The 21055-nt window shown below is 34.5% G+C and carries 15 protein-coding genes; 5 read left to right on the top strand and 10 right to left on the bottom strand.

Annotation, left to right across the window (positions count from 1 at the left end):
• Positions 1–20: 20 nt before the first annotated feature.
• From QNJ50_RS09775 to QNJ50_RS09735, 9 genes are all read right to left on the bottom strand, one after another.
• Complete coding sequence (locus QNJ50_RS09775; RefSeq protein WP_300634751.1) at positions 21–1856, bottom strand: glycoside hydrolase family 15 protein; 1836 nt, start codon at positions 1854–1856, stop codon at positions 21–23.
• A gap of 101 nt (positions 1857–1957) precedes the next feature.
• The gene (locus tag QNJ50_RS09770) at positions 1958–3397 is read right to left on the bottom strand and encodes a hypothetical protein (RefSeq protein ID WP_300634748.1); all 1440 of its coding nucleotides are present in this window, start codon (positions 3395–3397) and stop codon (positions 1958–1960) included.
• Between the two features lie 192 nt (positions 3398–3589).
• On the bottom strand, positions 3590–4072 hold the full coding sequence (locus QNJ50_RS09765) for a DUF2267 domain-containing protein (protein ID WP_300634745.1): 483 nt from the start codon (positions 4070–4072) through the stop codon (positions 3590–3592).
• Positions 4073–4555: 483 nt separating this feature from the next.
• Positions 4556–5665 (bottom strand): mechanosensitive ion channel domain-containing protein, encoded by a 1110-nt coding sequence (locus tag QNJ50_RS09760; protein WP_300634742.1) that lies wholly within the window; start codon positions 5663–5665, stop codon positions 4556–4558.
• Positions 5666–5720: 55 nt separating this feature from the next.
• Positions 5721–6848 (bottom strand): mechanosensitive ion channel domain-containing protein, encoded by a 1128-nt coding sequence (locus QNJ50_RS09755; RefSeq protein WP_300634739.1) that lies wholly within the window; start codon positions 6846–6848, stop codon positions 5721–5723.
• Positions 6849–7849: 1001 nt separating this feature from the next.
• Positions 7850–8938, bottom strand: a complete 1089-nt coding sequence (locus tag QNJ50_RS09750; protein WP_300634736.1) for a hybrid sensor histidine kinase/response regulator — start codon at positions 8936–8938, stop codon at positions 7850–7852.
• A complete protein-coding gene (locus QNJ50_RS09745; RefSeq protein ID WP_300634733.1) occupies positions 8935–10137 on the bottom strand; it encodes a hybrid sensor histidine kinase/response regulator in 1203 nt (400 codons plus the stop codon). Before QNJ50_RS09745 ends, QNJ50_RS09750 begins: the two co-directional genes overlap by 4 nt.
• A gap of 140 nt (positions 10138–10277) precedes the next feature.
• Positions 10278–10721, bottom strand: coding sequence for a response regulator (locus QNJ50_RS09740; protein ID WP_300634731.1), 444 nt, complete (start codon positions 10719–10721; stop codon positions 10278–10280).
• 204 nt (positions 10722–10925) lie between these two features.
• Complete coding sequence (locus tag QNJ50_RS09735) at positions 10926–13403, bottom strand: PAS domain S-box protein (RefSeq protein WP_300634728.1); 2478 nt, start codon at positions 13401–13403, stop codon at positions 10926–10928.
• Positions 13404–13827: 424 nt separating this feature from the next.
• Here QNJ50_RS09735 and QNJ50_RS09730 point away from each other — a divergent pair, with 424 nt between their 5' ends.
• The 4 genes from QNJ50_RS09730 to QNJ50_RS09715 all read left to right on the top strand — a co-directional run bounded on the left by QNJ50_RS09730 (position 13828) and on the right by QNJ50_RS09715 (position 17531).
• Positions 13828–14547, top strand: a complete 720-nt coding sequence (locus QNJ50_RS09730) for a response regulator transcription factor (RefSeq protein ID WP_300634725.1) — start codon at positions 13828–13830, stop codon at positions 14545–14547.
• Positions 14544–15500, top strand: a complete 957-nt coding sequence (locus QNJ50_RS09725) for a YihY/virulence factor BrkB family protein (protein WP_300634722.1) — start codon at positions 14544–14546, stop codon at positions 15498–15500. The genes QNJ50_RS09730 and QNJ50_RS09725 overlap by 4 nt, the downstream gene beginning before the upstream one ends.
• A 674-nt stretch (positions 15501–16174) precedes the next feature.
• Positions 16175–16450, top strand: coding sequence for a GlsB/YeaQ/YmgE family stress response membrane protein (locus QNJ50_RS09720; RefSeq protein ID WP_300634719.1), 276 nt, complete (start codon positions 16175–16177; stop codon positions 16448–16450).
• Positions 16451–16613: 163 nt separating this feature from the next.
• Positions 16614–17531 carry a hypothetical protein gene (locus tag QNJ50_RS09715; protein WP_300634716.1) on the top strand — a complete coding sequence of 306 codons (918 nt, stop codon included), beginning with the start codon at positions 16614–16616 and terminating at the stop codon, positions 17529–17531.
• A 470-nt stretch (positions 17532–18001) separates the two neighbouring features.
• Here QNJ50_RS09715 and QNJ50_RS09710 read toward each other — a convergent pair whose 3' ends face one another.
• A complete protein-coding gene (locus QNJ50_RS09710; protein ID WP_300634713.1) occupies positions 18002–18463 on the bottom strand; it encodes a BON domain-containing protein in 462 nt (153 codons plus the stop codon).
• A 1516-nt stretch (positions 18464–19979) separates the two neighbouring features.
• Here QNJ50_RS09710 and QNJ50_RS09705 point away from each other — a divergent pair.
• The coding region (locus QNJ50_RS09705; protein ID WP_300634710.1) for a DUF389 domain-containing protein at positions 19980–21055 on the top strand (1076 nt) is incomplete at its 3' end.

Here is a 21055-nt window from a genome sequence, read left to right as displayed (position 1 = left end):
CACTAATGATAGATAATTTTTTAAGAGTCACCTTCAATGGCTCGATTTAAGTTGTACGCAGCACTAATTAAAGCTAAATGGGTAAAACCTTGGGGAAAATTACCTAATGCTTCTCCAGATGACCCCGTTTCTTCAGCATAGAGTCCTAGATGATTTGCATAACTGAGCATTTCTTCAAACATTAATCTTGCTCGATCAAGTCGAGTGCGATCTGTTTTTCCAGCTCTAGTTAAAGCTTCTACTAACCAAAAAGTACAAAGATTAAAAGTTCCTTCCTGTGGGTCAGGTTCCTTACCACCATTGGAAGGGTCATAACGATATACCAAACTATTAGATGTTAATCCTCCTTCTTGGGGCGAACGCATAATTGCATCTAAAGTCTTTAACATCCGAGGATCGTTGGGAGACATGAAGAATACCAGTGGCATAATTAAATTGCTAGCATCAACTACTTCAGTACCGTAAGCTTGGACAAAAGCCTGTCTTTGTTCGCTCCATCCTTTGGACATTATTTCTTCGTAGATTTGGTTTCGCATTTTTAACCATCGTTCTAAATCGCCGGGGAAAGAACGCTTTTGCGCCAAACGTAGACCTCGATCCAGTGCGACCCAACACATCAACTTGGAATAAACAAAATCTTGATTTCCTTCTCTAGTTTCCCAAATTCCATGGTCTTTTCTATCCCAGTTATCGCATACCCAGTTAAGGTAATAACGCAAACGAGTCCATAAATCGTAAGAAATTGGCGCACCGTATTTATTGAAAAGGTACACCGCATCCATCAATTCACCGTAGATATCAAGTTGCAATTGATTGTAAGCACCGTTACCAATTCGAACTGGAGCGGAACCTTTATATCCTTCCAAATGGTCGAGGACTTGTTCTTCAAGGTCGCTACGTCCATCTATCCCATAAACTATTTGGAGAGCACCGTTATCTGTACATTGATGACATAGTGAGTCTATCCAATCGATAAATCTTCCCGCTTCTTCGGTAAAACCAATTCTCAACAAAGCATAAATAATAAATGCAGCATCACGAATCCAAGCATAGCGGTAGTCCCAGTTGAGTTTACTACCGACTTTTTCTGGCAAACTACAGGTGGGAGCCGCTACAATTGCTCCAGTAGGTTCAAAGGTAAGTAACTTCAAAACTAGCGCCGAACGCTCTACGGTTTCCCGCCATCGACCCCTATAATTGCATTGGGAGATCCAACGTCGCCAATAAGCCACTGTGCGATCGAATAAATCATTTGCTTCATGGGGTAATAAAGATAAACTATGCTCTTGCTCTGGTTCCAGAGAACGCAAGATAAATACAGCTGTTTCACCTGCATCTAGGGTAAACTTAGCAAAAGCACCTTTATCATCATGTTTAAGAGAAATATCTGTCATCAAACCTAATTTTAGGTTCGGCGAATCAAAATATACTCCATTCCCATTAGGAATTACCTGATGTTTGTCCTGAGCATAATTAAATGCTGGATAGCATTGGATTCTGAAAGTAATGCTGCGCCGTATTGCACTAACTTTCCGTACTAACCAATGGTATCCCCGTTCTTTTTCAGACAAGCCAACAGGCATAAAATCAATAATTTCCCCGACCCCACAATCTGCCAAAAACCTAGTTACCAAGATGTTAGTTTCTGGCCAGTAAAATTGCTTATGAGTAAAAGTACATACCATTGGCTCGATTTTAAAATATCCTCCTTTTTTTTGGTCGAGAATGGCTCCAAACACGCTGGGAGAATCGTGATTAGGAAAACAAAACCAATCAATCGAGCCATTTATACCCACCAAAGCGGTGGTGTACATGTTACCGATAATTCCGTAATTTTCAATTGGTTGATATCCCATGAGTAAAAAGTAAAAAGTAAAAAGTAAAAAGTCGTAGAGACGTAGCACGCTACGTCTATACAAAAGTAATTAGTAACCAATCACTAATCCCCAATCCTCAATCACGAATTCTGACGAATTTCTTCTGCTTCAGCAAGGGTCGATGTCGGATCTTGTTTGACTGAACGTTGGACATAATTAAGCTTCAATTCCTCTAAAAGGTCTACTAATAAAGGTAAAAGTTCTGACTGAATTTTCTCATTTTGTAGTTCTTCACGTAGTGCTTGCTGAAAATTCTTAATCGACTCGTCAACAAGTTTTCGAGTTTCGGTATCAGCGTAAGAAGCAGCTAAAACTTCATAAACTGTTTGAGTCAGAGAGTCAGCAATTTGCTCGGTCAAATCCATCGGAATCATTTTGATTCCTAATCCTTCTGGTAATGCTTGATAAAAGTTAGAACTTTTTAAAGTTTTTCTTAAACTATGACGTAACAAATCCTCCAAATTTGGTTGAACTTGGGGTAAAACTTTATATATTGATAGTTGCAATAGCCGGTCAATAATAATATCTAGTTCATCAACCTGATTAACCTCGATCCGGTCTTTTTTGAATAAAGCGCGAGTCACCTCTCCACTTGCAATCGCATCTTGGGTTTGATTAATTAATTGCACCATTAAAAATATGGATGCTCGGTTTGCTAAGTAAGCAGCTGGTTCGTGAGTAACTTGTGCTAAAGTCTGTTCTAAGTCAACTAAACCCGATTTATGCAACTTTACCGAGGTTGGAACTATTCGCAACCAACGCCAAAAAGGTAAAAATAAAAATCCTTCATACCAGTTTCTTAAAATAACATCCCACCAACTAACATCATCTCTTTTGCGAGCAATTGAGAAGGTTCTGATAAAAAATTCACAGATAAAAAAGATTATAAAATAAATATCAATTCGCCAAAAATTATCGATAAACTGACCATTTTCATCGACATTACGATAATAATTAGCTGCTAACAAAGGTTTAATTTTGCGCTCAAAAAAAGATAACTCAGAATCAAAACCTACATTTTGCAGATATTCTGTCCTCCAAAATCGATCGAATGCTTGTTTCGCAGATAAAGTATCCATATGATACTGCATCCGTCGCTTTAACTTAGCAAAAGTCCCAAACTTATTGGCTGCAAGGAAAGGGTCTTCAATTAATAAGTTAGTACTTTGTTCGCGGAGGTTTTCTAGTAATTTAGTCGTTAAAGCTGCTTCTGTTTCTATTTCTGGTATTTGCTGCTTTAATAAATCTACTGTACGTATGTAGCGTTCTGTATAGGGGTGAGGCTCAATACTTTTAACTGGGTCGTAGAAACTAACTAAGAAAGGCGAGTTACGTAAATAAACATCCCGCAAGGGAATATAACTTAAATTAAATAATACTAATAACAAATTAATTAGAGCAACAATCGCAACTAACTTATTCCACCAAGTCGGGAAAAAAGATGAAGATGAGATATTAGATTGTCGATATTGTTGTTTTTGAGGTTCTTGTTGCTCAATATTATCAGTAATATGATTCATGAAAATGAAATATAAATCCCCATAAATTAAATACACTTGACCCGAAACTTTTGTAGAGACGCGATGTTATGACGAATTGCGCGAAGCGCTTGACCTAACGGTCGCGCTCCGTTCGCCGTTAGGTGTATCTCAGACCACGTCTTTAGAACTTTCAAATTCTGCTATGGTTTAATAAACTTAAGTTTAATAAACTTAAGCTTCATTCCATAATTCTTTGATTTTACCTGGTAGAAATCCAGCAATTTCTTGGATTCTTTCAAGAGACAGTTCGTCTTTTGTCGCACTAAAAACAGCTTTAACTACAGTTTCACCTTTGGTATTACTAGGCATTCCACCTTCTTGTTCGATTCTAGTTATGAATCGTTCCTCGTCAATCCCTAAAATACCAGAACTACTAAATGGAGGACGAATTTTACTTAACCAAGAAACTATAGGATTTCTATCTTCCCATAGATCTGAAATACCATCTTGCAGGGTTTTATCTTCAGTGTATATTGTAGGTTTATCTAATTCTGAACTCACACGCTCGATTGTATTTTTCGGCATTAAATCGCGCATTGTGCGATAAACAACTTCGCTCAAGTCCCTCGCTTCATAGATATCTTGTAGATTTCCAGCACGCATTACTTTTTCTAAAAAAGGTATATTATCTTGAGCAATATCGGATGCAGACATATGTCCCCCTCTAAAATTTTAAAATTTGCAAAATAGACAAATGAGTGTTTTTTTAACACCTAAGAATTAAATTTATATTGTTTTTATTGATGTAGTAATCTTTCATCAGAAAAGTTCGACACTCATTCTCAAGATAGATTTGACTCACACCAAATGATTAATCTGTATAGCGCTACGCGCAAGTAAAAAGTAAAAAGTAAAAACAGACCGCGCCCGTAGGGTGACAAAAAGCCTAACACGTGTGGCTTTTAGGGTTAATACATGTCCTAACGTAACTTCGTAGTGCTATAAAATATAATCTATAAAATTAATTATAAAGTTAATTATAAAATTAATTTTATCTGGAGACGCGATATATCGCGTCTTTACAAATTCTAAGTGACGATAGTAAATGACAATAAATCAATTTTATTCTTTACTCCCTGCTCCCCACTCCCAGTTTTCTTTTTCCTGTTCCCTGCTCCCTGTTCTCTGTTCCCTTAATTAAATAGTTACAGGAGACTCAACATAAATGTTAGGTTCTTGCAAGTCAAATGCAATTCCATAATTTGTAAGTTTACGGGAAACTTTTTCATTCGCTAGTTCTAAGAGACGCTTTCTTAACTGAATAGAACTTTCACTGGAACCCAATATAAAAAATGTCACCCTAGCTCTACTGTTAAGGGTTTTTGCATGTTGTATTATTGCAATATTTGTACTTCCAGGGTCTATACCGAAAAGTGAATTTGTACTTTCTGCAATTATTTGTTCTACCAAAGCTTCTTCTTTCTCTCCCAACCTTTTGTTAAAGTCGAGATAGAGCAAAACCATAACTTTTTTACCCCGAGTAATATTCTCGATTTCTAATCTTGCTAAAATAGAGTTAGGTATAATAAATAAAGTACTTTTAGCTGCAGTACGAATCTTTGTAGAACGTAATCCAATCGATTCAACTCGACCATATATTTCTTCTAAAAATTCTGAAGAGGGAGGTAAGCGGATATATTCTCCGGGAACAAATGGTCGGTCTAAATATAATACCAAAGTACCTATAAGCTGCTCTAAAGTCTTTGTTGCAGCTAAACCAAGAGCAATACCACCAATTCCTAATCCGGTAAATAAACCAATTAAATCAAATCTGTCTTTAGCGTAAGCTAGAACGGCAATAAAACCAATTGATACGTTGATAATAGTTTCTAGTACTAATAGCAAATCATCAGCACTATAACCTAATTTACGAATGATTTCTATCCCGTATACTCGAAGTAATTGTCGACAAAAGCAAGAAGCTAACCAAGCAAAACTGAAAATTACAGCAATATCTGCCAAACCCCGCAATATATTATGTATTGCACCATAGCTTTTAATTATTTCTAATGATGAAGAAATGAGAATTATGGTTGCAGTCAGTCTTAGTAAATTATTAATAGGGTAGATTACTTCATCGTAAATTTCTTTTACTCTCTTAGGAAAGAACCGACGAATAATTAGCTTCAGAATGGAAGGGGTATATCTACCAATAATTAATGAAGCGACAATACAAACAAGAAATATTTCTAAGTCGCGGATATCTTTGCGTTGTAAAAATTCTAAAACTTGATTTACAACGTCCATATTTATATTTAGATCCATATCTTATTCGATTTTATCTTATACGTAATTTACTAACCTAAACTGTAATTGGTGCATCCACATATATAGTAGGTTCGTCAATATCAAAACCAATTCCATATTCTAGTAGTTTTGCAGTTATATTCTGTCGAGCAATATCTAATAATTGACGACGTAGTTCCATTGAAACTTCACCAGAACCTAAAATGAAGAAGGTAACTTGAGCTTGATTGTGAGTTGTACCATCTCCATTAGTGTTGCTTGTGAATGTAATATCCGTGCTTCGTGAGTCCAGTCCAAAAATATCAGTTGTGCTCGCTAGTATTACCTGTTTAATGAGTGCTTGTTCCTTAAGTTCAACTTCTCGGTCGAAATCTAAACGCAGAATTGACATAACTTTCTTCGCACCAGAAAAGTTTTCTATATTCATCTGGGTCAAAGAGTTATTAGGTATGATTACAACCGTACCTTTACCAGAAGTACGAATTTTAGTAGAACGCCAACCGATAGATTCTACTCTGCCAAAAGTACCATCTGATAAACCTATATAATCATCAATAATAAATGGACGATCTAAATATATAACAACGCTACCTAAAAATTGTTCTAAAGTTTTTTGAGCTGCAAATGCAACTGCTAATCCCCCAATTCCTAAACTAGCTAACAAACCAAAAACATTAATCTGATGAGTTTGGGCAAATGCAATAAAAGCAATAACAACAATTAATATGTTAGAAATTACTTTAGCAGAAATAATTAGTTCGCCATTAACTTTTCTATTGTTTTTTGTTGCAATCTCTAAAAGATAAATATCTAGAAATTGACCGGCAAGCCGAAATGAAAGCCAAGTAATTGTTAATGTTAAAGTTAAACTAAGTACTACCTCTATTAATGGAAAATATTGCTTTAAAGGCGAAACTACAGCTATAACTTCTAAAATACTTAAAGCTATAATTGCTTTAACTAGCTTTTTATAGGGTTCTATTAATTCCCGGGCTACATCTCCAAGCTCAGGTGTAATAAAGGAGCGTAAAGCTGCGTAAAATATGCGACTTAAGAAGTTATTCAAGATAAATCCTATAATTGCTCCTGCTGTAAGTATAATTAGAATTGTTAATATTCTGGCATTTAATGTTGATGTTTCCGATAAATCTAAAAATGATGTCTCGGACAAATTTATGAGCATAAAGTAATCCTCCTATATGTAATATTATTCAGGTTGTAAGCATGCTTTTATTGTTCTCTTTTTTGAAAATTATCAAAGGTAAATAACTTGGTAGTTTTAATTGTGATACTGTGATACGTAGTTATCATATTTAATTGTGAAACTTAATCTTTAGATTTATATATATAAATATATAAAATTTGTGATAATTTTGAACGCTAATTATTTAATTCTGATAAATTTATAAATCATTGAAATCAAGATGTGATGTAAACATCTTAATTAAAGACATGATTTGATTTTATATATATGGCTCGACTTATTTCACATCATAAATATCTTCCAAATTTTCATGTTCTAAATTTTCATGTTCCAAATTTTTATCTTCCAAATTTTTTGCAAAGTTAAACTCTACGTGGCAACATGAGAATAATATTGCATTACAGGTACGAAAGTATTTTAGGATAAGTATCTCACTATCTTAAAATTTGGGTAGAAAATATTCTGAAGTATACAAAAACATCTATGTGCAACCATTAAACTTATGTCATACCTTTCTATTCACGAAAAATAACTTTTAAATACTAATCTTCCGTCTATAAAACTAATAGAAGTTAAATATTATAGTTTTCATTTTTATTTGCCATATTGAAACGTAATGCTCAAACAAAACAAGTAACAGTTAATGCTCGCTACCCAAAATATGTACTACCTTACACAAGTACAAACATGCTTACATTTATTCAGTAAACATACTCAGTCAGTAAACAATAGTTTAGCAGTAGCCATAACTCAATAACTCACACGAAAAATAAGCCATTAAGAGCCAAAGATTTATTCAAATATTGAGTATAAGACTGTCATTTGTTGACTGCTTTCAAATTACACATTAATTATATATATAAAGCTGATACTAATACTTCTACAGATTGAATTAATCCTATGTAATCTTTAGGATGATTTATATAAACTATTGATTTATATCTTTAGATGGAATAAAAAAAACAAAAAAGATGATATTTTCAACTAACCGGTAGAGTAATAGTAAACAAACTACCTTTACCTAGTTGAGACGAAACATCTATATTGCCCTGATGTGACTCAATAATACAACGAGATAAATATAAGCCCAAACCACTTCCAGAGCGCTTATTTTTACCTTGACGAAAACGTTCAAATAGTTGAACTTGTTCCTCCTGAGAAATTCCCGCACCAGTATCTTCGATTGCGATCACTGCATTATTAGCATTTACTTTTAGAGATACTCCAATATGACCAGTATCAGTAAATTTAATTGCGTTACCGATAATGTTAGTGAGAACCCGCTTTAATTCTATGCGATCGCCCCATGTATTCACAGGTTTTTCCCCTGTTATATCCAGCTTTAAGGACAATCCTTTTCCCTGAGCTAATGGAGTTAACTCCTGTGCTACCCTATTCATAAGATCGCATAGATCGCAATTGGCAAAATTAAAATTTTTACACCCAGCTTCAAATTTATAAACCTCTAGCATATTCTGTACCATTGCTAGTAAGTCACGATTGCTACCAATCATATTATCAATGATTGAGTATAAATCTGGTGTAACAGTAAAAAATTGTCCATTGAGCATTAACTGCAAAATCCGATTTGATGCAGCTAAAGGAATTTTCAAGTCATGAGCAAACCTGGAAACAAAATCTTCCCGTAATTTCGCCATGCGATCGCGCTCGTCAATACTATGTTTTAGTCGCAGTAGAGAACGTACCCGTGCTTGTAACTCATCGGGGTTAACTGGTTTGCGAATAAAATCATCAGCACCAACATCAAGTCCCTCAACTACATTGGACTCATCATGGGCTGTAACTAATAAAATAGGAATAAATGGTAATGCAGAATTTTGACGAATTTGTCGAGTTAATTCATAACCGTCAACTTCTGGCATCATTACATCTAATAATAATAAGTCTGGTGAAAATTTTTCTATTAAAGTGAGAGCTTTTGTACTATCTTCTTCTAAAATAATTTCGTATCCTTCTTCTTCTAAAATAGCTTCAACGACGAGTAAATTATCATACACATCATCAACAACCAAAATTCTATCTTGTTTATTTGCTACGTCATAAATCATAGTAAAGAACGTGGTAATTCTAAACGAAACTCTGAACCTTTTCCTAACTCACTTTCAACAGATATTGAACCCTTCATCATTTTCATTAAAGAGTCCGCGATCGCTAAACCTAATCCCGTACCTTGATGTCGTCTTGAGTTAGTTTGGTTTCCTTGTCTAAATGGTTCAAATATATGCTCTAATTTTCCTGCTTCAATTCCAATTCCAGTATCGCGGACAGAAATTATTAGGCACTCATTAGAAATTTCATTGACGTTTATATCAATTTTACCAGTATCAGTGAACTTAATTGCGTTGGAAAGTAAGTTAACAATCACCTGTCTTACCCTAGTGGGATCGTGGAATACTATTGTATTTTGTATATCTATATCAATATTTATAGTTAAATTTTTGCGTTCTGCTAAGATACGTAATTCATCTGTAGAAACTTTAACTAACCGAGCAATATCAAATTTTTCTGGGACTAATTTTAATCCACCAGCTTCTATTTTTGATAAATCGAGAATATCATTAATTAATTCTAATAAATTTTTACCATTATTCAAAATCCTCTCTAGCATATCTGCTTCTGAATCAGAGAGTTTAGACTTGGTTTTCCGTAAAACCATTTGTGAGAAAACCATGATTGCATTAAGGGGAGTCCGCAACTCATGGGACATAGTTGCTAAAAAACGAGATTTTAATTCTGCTGCTTCTAGTAATTTGAGATTTTGTTGATAAATTTGCTGCTGTTTTTCCTTCAGTTCCTGATTTTTACGTTTTAGTTCCTCGTTGCTTGCAAATAATTGTTGGTGAAATAACTCAATTTGTCTTTCAGCTTCATGAATCCGGACTACATGCTGTAAAGTTTTAGCTAATAAATCAGAGTTAACTCTGGACTTATTAATATAGTCAGATGCACCAGCTTTCATTATTTCTACAGCAATTCGTTCGTCTCCTTGTCCAGTTAATATAACTAAAGGTGTTTTATTTCCAGAATCCCGTACTTCTTTAACTACAGCTAAACCATCTTTACCAGGTAAGCGATAGTCCAGAAAAATACAATCAAATTCATATTTTTCCAAATAAATAATGGCTTCATGATAATTAGAAGCTTCTAATACATTAACAGAAAATTCTATTTTGCTCAGAGCACGACAAACTGACATTCTGTCAACTTCATCATCATCTATAACCAAAATTTTCAGTTCTTTCCCCATTATGATTTTCGTTAAAAATTTAACTGAAAAAACATTGAAATTTCTGATTTAAGTTAATTACATATTTTCCAGTATAAAGTTTATTGTCATAGCTTTATGATTCTTATTATTATTTTAATATTTATGACATATTACTTCTATTAGTTTGGTATTTCTGAAAATGACCAATACTTATTCAAAGTTGTCATCAAATCTACAAAATGAGCAAATTGAACTGGCTTTATTAAATAACCAGCAACATTTAAATTGTAAGCTTCTACCAAATCACGATCTTGATTGGACGTAGTTAATACAACTACTGGGATTGATTTTAGATCGTCATCACTTCGTAAATTTTGCAAAAATTCGATTCCCCCCATTTTGGGCATATTCAGATCGAGTAAAATTAAGCGTCTTTCATGGGGAACTACTGCTGGATTATCTTTGGTATCTCTTAGCATATTTAATGCTTCTAGACCATTCTTCGCAATAAATAATGGATTGAGGATATTACCTTTTTTGAATGCACGTTGAACGTTCATAATATCCACTTCATCATCTTCTACGAGTAAAATATTTATCGGTCGATTATTTGTAATTAACATCTTTAATCTTTGAAAAATTTTTACCTTTGAAATCAGTTACCAAAAATATTATATTGTATGAATAAAAATCGCATTTATTGGGTTTTAAAAAATTATAGATTATCAATTATACCATTACCTTCATCATTAGGTATAACTTACGATGTAATTACATATTCCTTTTAGATAAATTCTTTGAAACAAATTTGAAACAAATATGTGTTATTACAGCTTATCTTCCTTGGGCCATGTAAAAATAAATTTGGCTCCATTTCCTAGCTGAGATTCTACTTTAATTAAACCTCCCATACTCTCAATAATTTTTTTCACAATTGCTAAACCAACTCCAGTACTTTCCTTAGCATCGCGAGCTTCTAGGGTTTGGAAAATGGTAAAAATTTTCTGATGAAATTCCGGACTAATTCCAGTTCCATCATCACTCACAGTAAATTCATAGAATTTTTCTTGTTCGCTCACTGAAATATTTATACATCCATTATTACTTGGATGATGCTTTATCCCATTACTAATGAGATTCGTAAAAACTTGCTGTAGAAGTAATCGTTTTGTTCTGAAAATTGGCATTTCAGATCCAATTTTGATTGTAAATTCAGGTGATGGAGCAAGGATATCAATAATTTCTTTCAAAAGGATATTTATGTTGACTGTTTGTAGTCCTACTTTTACTCTACCGACTCGCGAATATTCCAATAACCCATTAATTAAATTTTCCATGCGATTAACCCTTCCCCTTAATAGTTCAAGTTGATGTTGGTTTTCTGGAGGAAGATTTCCACATAAATCATCTTCTAACCATTGGGACAGGTTCGCGATCGCGCGCAATGGTGCTTTGAGATCGTGGGATGCAAAATAAGCGAATTGGTCAAGTTCTTCGTTACGTTTGTGTAGCTCTGCTGTAGTGTTTCTCAAAGCCAAGTTAGTTTGTGCAAGTTCTTCAACCTTTTGTTGCAGTTGTAATTCTCCATGTTTGCGTTCGTCAATGTCTTCTACTACCGCAATAAAATATATAGGTTCGCGATTGCTAGGGTTACGCATTAAGCTTGGAGTGATTTCTACCCATACTGTCGAACCATCTTTACGGATATAGCGTTTTTCCATGGAGTAATATTCAATTTCCCCCGCAAGTAGTTGACGAACATAATTTAAATCTGTTTCTAAATCATCAGGATGGGTAATATCTTGAAAAGTTAAATTGAGAATTTCTTCATAGGAATAACCAATAATTTCGCATAGTTTCTGATTTACCCGTAACCATTTCCCATCTAAATCAAGGTGAGCAAATCCTACTGGAACTTGTTCAAAGGTCGTACGAAACCTTTCCTCACTTTCTTGTAATTCTTGAGTACGTTTTTCAACCCTTGCTTCTAATTCCGTATTTAATTTATTAATTTTCGCTTCTGCTTGTTTGCGATTAGTTATATTAATACTTGTGCCGATGATACGGTGAATTCGATGATGATTTGCATCTTGTAATGGTTTGAGTGTTGTTAACCACCAAGTATTATTTTCATTTAAAAATAAATTCTCTTCGTAGGAGATTGTTTCTCCACTAGCGACACAATTTTCATACCTTTGTCTTACATCCTTGGCAACCTCAAGAGGTAAAATTTCTTCAAGTGTTTTATCTTTAATTTGTTGCGAAGAAATACCTGTTAAACGTTCGTGGGTTGGATTTAATCCAACGTACCGAAAATCTCCATCTTCTAAGACATCAACCACAAAAATTGAAACTTCTACACCATTATAGATACTGCTTAATAAGGCGTCACGCTCCTGTAGTTCTTGTAATACTTGCTTTTGCGTCGTGATATCATGCATCGCTACTACTGCGCCTAGTTTTTCCCCAGCAGAATTGATAATTGGGTCGCCGCTAGCAAGTAAAATACGAGAATTTCCTTGTTTGGGTACGATCACCATTTCCAGATCCCGCACAGATTCTCCTTGTAAGACGCGAAATAAAGGAATTTCTGCTGTAGTCATGGGAGTGGTACAGTCAGGTAAATATAAGTTGTAATATTCAGCCCACTGTTCCGGAGGGATATTTGTTACCCCAAGCCCATGAAATTTAACCGATGCTTGATTAAATAAAGTTAAATTACCATTTTTATCGCAGGCAACAATTCCATCAGAAAGATTTGTTAATAAAGCATTAATAAACTCACTTTGCTTTTCAAATTCCTGCTCTGCTTGTTTATATTTTTGAATGCTTGTGTAAGTTACGACCCATTCAACAGCTTCTCCTCGAGCATTAAAATGAGGTTGAGCAGAAGCTAAAAACCAGCTATATTTACCATCATTGAGATGAATCAATGATTCGGCTGTAAATGATTGAGATTGCGCTACAGATTCTTGCCAAAGATGATAAAAATTTTCCCGTTCTTCAGAATGGATTATATTAAATATTTTTTTGTCTAATGATTTAATATCAGTCGAGCCAGCTATCTTTGACCAATGTCGATTCACATGTTTAATCGATCCACTTACATCTACAACACAGATAGGATGAGAAACTAAATCGAAAATCATGTAATCTAAATTTGTCTGTTGTAATTCATGACTCTGTACATGGTGCTTTGAATTACTGGTATTATCTAAACTAGATTCTAAATTTTTAATCTTAGATTCTGAACTTTGCCAATCTAAGTTATTTGTATTATCCTTTTTTGAAGATTCTATATTCATAACCTAAAATTTTAATTTATTGATTTAGAGTCCAGATTTTGTTAAAAATAAATAGTAATTATTCTTTCGATAAAAATATTAATAGATATAAGAACTTTAAGTATTTCGATTCAAATATTTCTCCATAATTACAGTTATCTATCTCTTAGAATAACTATCTTCCCATTTAAAACCAATATTCTGGAGAGCAGTAAAGCCAAAAAAATAAATCTATCTAAAGGATGATGCCAGACAAACTTGTGTATCTGTCTCCAGATTCACATGTCTACATCTAGTGATGGAACCCACTATCGATTCCTTGTAGCTAGGGATGGATGCATGGTAGGGGTAAAATACCATATTTAATTAATATAGTCCTTGAATATGTATCACTTAATTGTTCACAATAGGAGAAGCAAAATAAATCGGGTAAAAAGCACAATATATGAAAGAAATAAAAGTTTTAATTATTGAAGACCATAATTTAACTCGAATTGGTTTAAAAGCAGCCCTGCAATCGAGAGAAGATATTAAAATTGTTGGAGAAGCTGCTAATGCTACAGAAGGCTTAAAGCTACTACAAATATTCAGACCAGATGTAGCAACAGTTGACATTGGCTTACCAGACTTTGATGGTATTGAGTTAACTCGCAAATACCGAGAGTTGCAGAAACAAAGCGAAGAATACCAAACTAAATTATTGGTATTAACCATGCAAAGTAGCGAAGATGCGGTAATAGCTGCTTTGGGTGCTGGTGCTGATTCATACTGCATGAAAGATATTGAAAGCGAAAAATTAATTGATGCACTAGTACAAACCTATGAAGGTAATTCCTGGATCGATCCCAATATTGCTGATGTAGTTTTACGAAAAATACGCGCAGAGACGGAAGCACAAAATAGTGAAGGTAATACAAAAAGTATTTCTATTCGTGCTGTTGACACTGACATTGAAAAAGTCATTGAAAGCTATCCTCTCACAGCAAGAGAATTGGAAGTATTGGAGTTAATCGTTGAAGGTTGTGATAACGCAACAATTGCAAAACGACTATTCCTTACTGTGGGAACCGTGAAAACCCACGTTCGTGGTATTTTGAGTAAATTATGTGTTGATGACCGTACTCAAGCTGCAGTGCGTGCATTACGTTCGGGAATTGTCTCATGAGAATCAGGACTGTTTTTAATCTAACCAAAACAACATTTACTCATTGGAAGGAAGACAATGCATCTCGAATAGCAGCAGCACTAGCATTTTATACTTCTTTTTCTTTAGCACCAGTATTAGTCATTGTAATAGCAATTGTTGGTTTAGTTTTTGGACAACAAGCTGCACAAGGACGGATTATTGACGAACTTCAAGGATTGGTTGGGAAAGAAGCTGCATCCGTTATTCAGCTCATGATTCAAAATACCCAAGATTCTGGTTCGGGTATAGTAGCAACAATAACTAGTTTAGCCTTATTACTATTTGGTGCATCTGGTTTCTTCAATCAATTACAAGATGCACTAAATACAATTTGGCGAGTTAAGCCTAAACCAAATCGAGGTGTAATTGCAATCATAAAAGACCGCTTTCTTTCCTTACTAATGGTCATGGGGGTTGGTTTTTTATTACTAGTTTCATTAGTTATCAGCGCTGTCTTAACAGCAGTTGGTAACATTTTCGATTCTTTATTGCAAGACTTTATATTTTTGTGGCAACTACTAAATTTTTTGATTTCCTTTGGTGTTGTCACTCTATTATTTGCAATGATTTATAAAATTTTACCAGATGTTAAAATCGCATGGAGCGATGTTTGGATAGGTGCAGTTATTACATCGGTGTTGTTTGCGCTCGGGAAATCTATAATTAGTATATATATAGGCAACACAAGCGTTGGTTCTACCTATGGAGCTGCTGGTTCTTTGGTAGTGATGTTGCTTTGGATTTATTATTCTGCACAGATTTTACTATTCGGGGCTGAATTTACTCAAGTCTACGCCAATAGATATGGTTCTCGAATAATTCCATCGGACAGTGCTATAGATTTAGATGATTCAGAACAATCATATCCCAAACAAAATATACAAAACTCCTCGGGTAAAAAAGTTTATAGATACAAAAATAGGTACAAATAATTTCACAAGTTGCAGCCCAGCTTTCAAAAAATTACTTCTCAATCACGTCATTTTGTCAAAGGTTTATTTCGAATTTATTTCTCTTAACTAACTTATATATTGGATTTTCTCAAACCTGGATGTCAGAGTTGTCGACGGAGGTATAACCTTCGTCTAATTTTTATATACAGCGCTAAGATTTTTAATTAGGACATTTCTTATTTCCTATTCCCTTATTAGCAAAATATAATGTCCTAACCTGTATGGTTACTACTATAAATAATATTATATCCGGCAGAATAATCATCATAAAGTTCATAGCTGTCCTATGTCCTGACGATAACGCAATACCTACAGGATCCCCGCCCGGCGGGCGACGACGGAACCTCTCCTCTGGCTGCGCTTACATCGTCAGACGCGTCCATTCGTCGTTAGACGCGTCCAACCCGGTACGCTATAGCGCACAAATTAAGCTTTGATAAAACTAATCATAAACTCACATTATTTTATTTATTATTGTATTCGAACAATTAATTTATATTCAAATTAATTTATATTCAATTTATTTACAATACAACTTTAGAAAATAAATATTTGTTCCCTAGATAGAGTAAATGATTTATCATCCTAATTTAATATAATCGTAATAGTAAATCGAAGTAAACACAAATCATCAAAAACAAGAGTAAATAATAATGATTAGCGTTATTACTTGGGTTATTTTAGGATTTATTGCTGCCACATTAGCGAAATTATTTTATCCAAGGCGTATAGTTGGGAAAAATATTTCTACAATCGGCTTAGGAATTTTTGGTGCTTTATTAGGTGGATATCTAGGTCAATTTTTATTAGAAAGTGATTCTGTTGTCTCTGCATCAGTGGGAATTTTTTCTGTTGGTAATATTTTCTTCGCTATTTTAGGTGGGATGTTTTTAATATTTATGTGTGGTTTAATAGCCCGCATTAATTAATTAGTTAGTTAATTAATTTGTTTGTTTAATTTTTGACTATTAGGATATTTATAACCAAAAAAATAATAACTATATATCTTCTCATATTTTTATCACTATTATTGATTAGAAAAGATAAACAAAACAAATTTTAAGGATAAGACTAATTCAGTAAATAAACATTATGATTACAGTTCAAAATAGACAGGCTATTGGAGTTTTTAAAAAACCTGAAGATGTCCAATTAGCGTTACAAGGATTAAAAGATGCCGATTTTCCCATAAATAAGGTATCGGTTATTGGTCAAGATGCAAAAAAAGAACATCATATTCCTGGAGTAACTAATAGTAACGTAATTGATGAATTGAATGAAATGCTACTTGATTTGGGAATTTTGGTAATTCCGCGAGTTGGACCAATTATGTTGACGGAAACAGTCTGCTCAGTTATGTTAGCGGGAGCAGAAGCTACAGTCATTGCTAGTACCTTTGCTCCATATGCTACAAAGAAAAGAAGTCTTGCTGGTGCATTAATTACCTTGGGAATACCTGATGACAAAGCAAAAATTTATAGTGAACTATTCGAGAGAGGCTGCTATCTGCTGATAGTCAATGGAAACGAGCGGGAAATTGCGATCGCCGAAATGATTTTTCGCAACCGTGGTATAAAAAAATGGGATACTTACAATGTATCTGCAGTTACTCCTTCTATTTTGAATCAACGCTATCAGTATGCAGCCGGTTTATTCTTTCTGTATCGAGATTTAGAAAATGCACTGAATGAATTGAGACAAGTTGGTTTTCCCATGGAGAAAATAACTGTGGTTGCTAAAAGTACTGCTCGCCTTCGTAATATTTACAGTGTGGGGATTACTGCTCCCGAGTATAACTTCGCAGCATTAAAGATTCCCAGTGATATTGCTAAGCATTATAACTATCGAGTTTTTCTGGGTGATTATTTATTGTTATTAAGTGGTACAGCAATTCAGCTTGCTGCTGCTGGGAAAATTTTGTTGCAGCATCAGATTCAGAATTATGCAACCTTCCATCCATCTCATCAACATTTAGCTACTTCAACTATGGCAAAAGTTATTGAAAAATGAAAAATAATCAAATTCAGACACTTATAAAAAAAGAACTTTCCCTTTAATACTAGGGGAAGTTTTAAACTGAAGTCTTAAACTATATAGCAATCATATTTGATTTGTGAACAAATAAATCCTGTAGAGACGTTGCATGCAACGTCTCTACAATATTCATTTTTAAATGAATGATTTAGGATTGCTATATTATCTCCGCTTAATTACTTGTGAAAAAATCTTTGTTTGTAGTTGCGCTTTAGCGCCACAGATTAATTTTCGCGCTATTAGGGCTGCTAGCGGTTCCGCAGACTCTAGTTATTGTGTCTCGTCTCCGTCGTTTAGGAGATAGCAATCTCAGAGTTCTTGGCGTTAGCACCCAGCGACAGCGTACCGGGTTGGACACGTCATTACGTTAGCGCTAAGCGCTAACGTAATGACGCGATTATGTTAATTTTGCGTAAATTCTACTGGAATAAACCTGCATAAACAAATTATTCAGATTTTATAGGCTTTACAACTCTTACGTTATCCATTTTCACTTCCTTGACACCTAAAATCTCCTTAGCCAAAGGTTCGACAGTTTTATATTCTCTTTGATCGGGAACTGTACCTGCGATTGTTACTACACCATCCTCTGCATCAATAGTTAGCTTGCCTCGAGGTATATTAGCTTCTAACTTAGAACGAACCTCACTTTCTAGATCGGAGTCAGCTCTATCTGTCTGGTCTCCAATTAAGTCATTGCGTTGTTCTCGCGCTCGGATATCTGAGTTAAGTTGGTTTTGACGAATTTCGCTAGCTGCATCTTCTCTCGTTTCTTCCACATTACGAGGATTTTCTACCTCACCATCCACAGTTCGAGGAGCATCACTACTAGTTTTAGCCGTACCATCACAAGCAGCTGCGCCAAAAATTAATACGCCACTTAATAAAAATAAAGTTATTTTATTCATCCATTTTCCTCCTTCTTTAAGAATTAACTAAATCAAGAACATACTTGAATATAATGAGTTTTACATCAAGAAAATAGCAAACAGAGTATTTAAGATTGGAGTTGAATATTCTGTTTGCTAATGTTTTAAGTCGCTTCTGCTAACACTTGTATTTATTTAATAGACATCTCCAGAAATGAGATATCACCCCTGACTACACAAGGCTTTTATATTCTTTTTCGGAGATGTCTAATGTTTTACTCGATTGCTATTTATATATGCATTAGTCATCTATTAAAACGCGAAATAGAGATAATCCATATTTTCTAACTCGATAGGAAGCTATTGTTTATGATGTCTTATCATTGAGAAATATTTCGATTTAACTTTGCTATGCATACTTGTATGCTCTCAGGATTAAACAAAAAAAAATTCTATCTTTTGATTAATTCGTGAGCTATTCAAAAGATATAGTTTTTCTTAAACCGAAAACCCTCATCTATTTCAGCAAAGAGAATCACGCCTACTCGACAGGGAGATTTTGAGAGGAATTATGCGTTAAAAATGAAAGGGGAGAGTCTGGAAAGTGCAGCAGGAAATTAGTGAACGCAAAAATCTAACTTACGGTATAAGAACAGTTTAATTCTTTTGAACCTCTGATAGAGAGAATATTTAGCACGTTATTTTAAAATAGATATCATGTAATAAAAAAGTATAAAACCTAAGCTTACCATTAAGCTTGCTTGGTAACGGGTGTATAACTCCGAAAAACTACACCATCATAAATTTTTATAACTTTTGTGAAAACTCCAGTTTTGATTGATATGGGAGGTCGATAGTAGTCGCTATTCAAAATACTAAAAATACAATTGCTGTTCTTTCCAGTAAAGATAATCTCAAACTCCTCAGCCAAAAACTGAAAAGCTGTTGCTTCCCAATACAACAGATTTATTGGTTTTTTTCTGATACTGGAAGCTTATCAACATTAACTTTAGAAGATTTAGGAATTCCAAGTAACCGAATAGATTTTTATATTCGACATTTTTTACTTGGTAATCATTTACTACTACTCAATTGTACAGATGAAGAAATTAGCAAAGTGAAAAGTAATATCGAACAAATAGAAATTGAATCTTGGGAAATGTATAGTCTAGAACGTACTGGATTTGCTTGATAGATAATAAATGTAAATGATAAATAATTAACTAATATCGCGTCCATTTGAACAAAAATTCTGTTATTTGAGGTGTGTTGTCGCAAAGTGCAACGCACCATTATGGTGTTGATAGAAATACTGTTATTTAATAATTTGATTGATATTAGTCAGTCTATAAGTTAGGACATCATATTTTTTTAAGGGAAAATGGGAAAAGTTCCCCTACCCAAAAACCTAGTACTGCGAGTTTAAATAAATCTAAATTTTTGAGGGGTGTTGGAAAGAATTTCGTACTGCTTGCTACATCTTTGTAGAGAAGTTGGTTTAGAACTGTAGTTCGCACAAGTGAATACTGCTGTAATAACTGTTCAAGAGGTTCTTATGACTCAGCAAAAATACTCCAACAATTCCAATAAAATGCTTCCAATGATTCGAAATTCGTTATCTCATAACTTAGGGGTGAGTCCAACTCGCAAAGAACAGGTTTATATAGACATATACAAGTCAGTAAGCTTGAAAGATGTCAGCTACTGGATTGAAGTTTTATTCTCTGCAGGTATTGCAACCGTAGGGTTAGTACTAAATAGCCCTGCTGTAATTATTGGTGCTATGTTAATCTCGCCATTGATGGGAAGTATTCTTGCTAATGGATTAGCACTAGCTGCAGGTGATGTAATCTTAGCTTGGCGAGCCCTGCTTAAACTTGTTTTGAGTTGTGCTACTGCTATTTTATTTGCATTATTATTGGTGTGGTTCCTCCCTTTTAAGGAAATGACTGCCGAAATTTTGGCTCGTACTCGACCAAATATTTTAGATTTGGTTGTGGCTTTATTTTCTGGTGCAGTTGGTTCTATTGCGATTTGCAAACAGCCAAAAGGTGTTGTCACTTCTATTCCTGGAGTTGCGATCGCTGTTGCCCTCATGCCACCCTTGTGTGTGGTAGGTTACGGTTTGGGGATCGCTGCGGCGGAAGATTTCACTAATGGGTTACAAATTGCTAGCGGTGGTGGTTTATTATTTTTGACTAATTTGGTAGCTATTACTTTCACCGCAATGATAGTGTTTCTTGCTTTACACATTGACAGCGCCCGGGTTACGCGAGGCGTTAGAGAATGGCGTCAACAAGATGAAGAAACGATATGGATGCGGAATATTCTGGGAGGTTTACCAGCATCGAAAAGAATGAGGAAGATTGGTAGCCTCCCAGCGCGATTTATGCTGATTTTTTTTACTATAGTTGCAATTTTTATACCCCTCAATGAATCATTTAGCCAACTCAAACAAGAAGTTTCCCACAAACAACGGGAAAACTCTACTAATTCAACAGTCAGACAGATATGGCAAGAAAATTTTGCTAATTTACCCAATGGTGAACCCCGTTCTTTTATTAGTAAACTAACAACTCGTCCTAGGAACCAGAGGTTACTAGTTCAGCTTCAGGTGTTTACTAGTAGACT

This window comes from Mastigocoleus sp. MO_188.B34, assembly GCF_030065675.1.
Lineage (GTDB): Bacteria > Cyanobacteriota > Cyanobacteriia > Cyanobacteriales > Nostocaceae > Mastigocoleus.
The sequence above is the reverse complement of the archived record's forward strand: the minus strand, read 5'-3'. Positions and strand labels throughout refer to the sequence as shown.